The organism is Candidatus Thermoplasmatota archaeon (assembly GCA_030018475.1).
GTDB lineage: Archaea > Thermoplasmatota > JASEFT01 > JASEFT01 > JASEFT01 > JASEFT01.
The window spans coordinates 1,573-3,310 of record JASEFT010000081.1 but is presented as its reverse complement, the minus strand read 5'-3'; the positions used below and the strand labels follow the sequence as shown (position 1 = coordinate 3,310).

Here is a 1,738-nt window from a genome sequence, read left to right as displayed (position 1 = left end):
CTTATGGTGAGAAAAACGGCTTCCAGAAGGAAGTTCGTAAGCTCATCAGGAGGTGATATCAAGAATGAAATACAAAGAAGTAACAGTCGGCAGAAGCGAAACGCTACCGCAGAAGGAGCCGTTTACTTCAACGAAGCTGTTCCACCAGATAACGGTAGAGGTCTGCGAGAACGAAAACGTGGCGAATATCGTAGAGCGCTTGCACAAGGAATGCCAGAAGTTACTGGAAGAAGCGAAGAAGAACAACGGCTATCACGCAGAGCAAAACAACGAATTCAAAACCGCAGCAGAGCTAATGAAAGAGAACAAGAATAACAACACCAACAGTGCCGAAGGCAAAGATAACGGCAGGAAGCTCAGAGATACACGCAACCGCTCAGTCAAGCAGTTACTAGAAGAGCTGAAAATAAAATCAGAAACACAGGCAAACTTTCTGCGCTGGAACGAAAAAATCAGTTACAGCGAATGGCAGCGACTGCACGACTACTTCAACAGCCGAGAAATTCAAACTATGGCTCGCCGATAGGCGGGCTCTCTTTTTTTGCTCGCATTTTTTGTAGATATGTTAAGGGGTGCTTGTGGCGGGCGACACCCTTAACAACCCGTCGCCCGCCTGAGCTGAACAGAAAGATATTTATATAATGTTTAACATATGTTATACATATGAAAGAAGAGGTTATAGCGCTTAGAGTAGAGCCAAAGCTTAAAAGAGAGGTTGAACTTCTATGCAAAGTGCTGCACATCTCTGCAGCAGAATGGATAAGGACACGTTTAGCCTACAATATCAAAGAAGTAATTAACGATTTGAAGTATCAAATTGTAACCGCATACCTAAAAGGTGAGTTACTGCGCGACGAGCTGGAAGAGCTTTTCGGTGAGAGCCTAGCGAAAGATATTGATTTTATTATTGAGAAAACGAGAAAAGACTTGCTGAAAAGTGAAAAGATCGCTAAGCAGCTGAAAAAATGAAAGTTATAGCAGATACAAGTGCTTTGATTTCTATAGAGCTCTCAGGTTTGTTGTCTATTTGTTTGGAAAATTTTCAGTTTATACTTGGCCCGAAAGTGAGGTCAGAGCTGGAAGAAATTGCTATTATTGACGATCCTATAGGCAGAGCTGCAAGAAAAATTTTGAAGCTGATAGAGAAACAAATTGAGTTGAGAGAATCAAAGAAGGAGTTTGAATACGGGGAATACGAAGCGCTTGAATTACTGAAAGAGTTAGACGCTTCTTTATTAATCTCAGACGATATTGAATTTGTAAGTAAAGAAGAAGAGAAAGATGATAGAATTAGCTTCAGCACGATACTTATTTTTATCCTTTACAAAATCGGAAAGATTTCAAAAGCCAAGGCGATAAGCGCTGTTGATAAAATATTTGAGCATCGCGAATGGAAGGAAAATCTAATTTACATTATTGCTAAACATTTGCTCGAAGAAGAATAGCCTTAAGGAAATCATCTGGAAAAATTCTCATTACTTCGCTCCCGCTCACAGTCAAAATTTTTTATTTCTTTGGCTGACGAATTGCTCGTAAGCGAGCAAATCGCCTGAGCGAAGGTGCTGGCCAAGACTTTGTGTGAACGCCGATGATGCAGATGCATTACGATGCTTCACGCCAGCACTTCGTAGGCTTTTATTCGATGACGCTACATTCAGGGTTGCCCTTCGGGCAAAACCCTCATTCCGCTCCTACCACGAAAAAACAGGGTGAACGCAGAGGGTTGTAAGAAATCAAA

Annotated in this window: 3 protein-coding genes; all 3 read left to right on the top strand. The window is 41.5% G+C overall.

What is annotated here, in order from left to right; translation table 11 throughout:
- The first annotated feature begins 64 nt into the window (after positions 1-64).
- The 3 genes from QMD21_07440 to QMD21_07430 all read left to right on the top strand — a co-directional run bounded on the left by QMD21_07440 (position 65) and on the right by QMD21_07430 (position 1,445).
- Positions 65-526: a hypothetical protein gene (locus QMD21_07440; GenBank protein MDI6856595.1), complete on the top strand. Its 462-nt coding sequence runs from the start codon at positions 65-67 to the stop codon at positions 524-526.
- A 137-nt stretch (positions 527-663) separates the two neighbouring features.
- Positions 664-969: a hypothetical protein gene (locus tag QMD21_07435; GenBank protein ID MDI6856594.1), complete on the top strand. Its 306-nt coding sequence runs from the start codon at positions 664-666 to the stop codon at positions 967-969.
- Complete coding sequence (locus QMD21_07430) at positions 966-1,445, top strand: hypothetical protein (protein ID MDI6856593.1); 480 nt, start codon at positions 966-968, stop codon at positions 1,443-1,445. Before QMD21_07435 ends, QMD21_07430 begins: the two co-directional genes overlap by 4 nt.
- Positions 1,446-1,738 lie beyond the last annotated feature (293 nt).

What these genes read in the sequence shown, in the direction of transcription:
- QMD21_07430 (MDI6856593.1), top strand. Translation starts at nt 966, where the DNA reads ATGAAAGTTATAGCAGATACAAGTGCTTTGATTTCTATAGAGCTCTCA.
- QMD21_07435 (MDI6856594.1), top strand. Translation starts at nt 664, where the DNA reads ATGAAAGAAGAGGTTATAGCGCTTAGAGTAGAGCCAAAGCTTAAAAGA.
- QMD21_07440 (MDI6856595.1), top strand. Translation starts at nt 65, where the DNA reads ATGAAATACAAAGAAGTAACAGTCGGCAGAAGCGAAACGCTACCGCAG.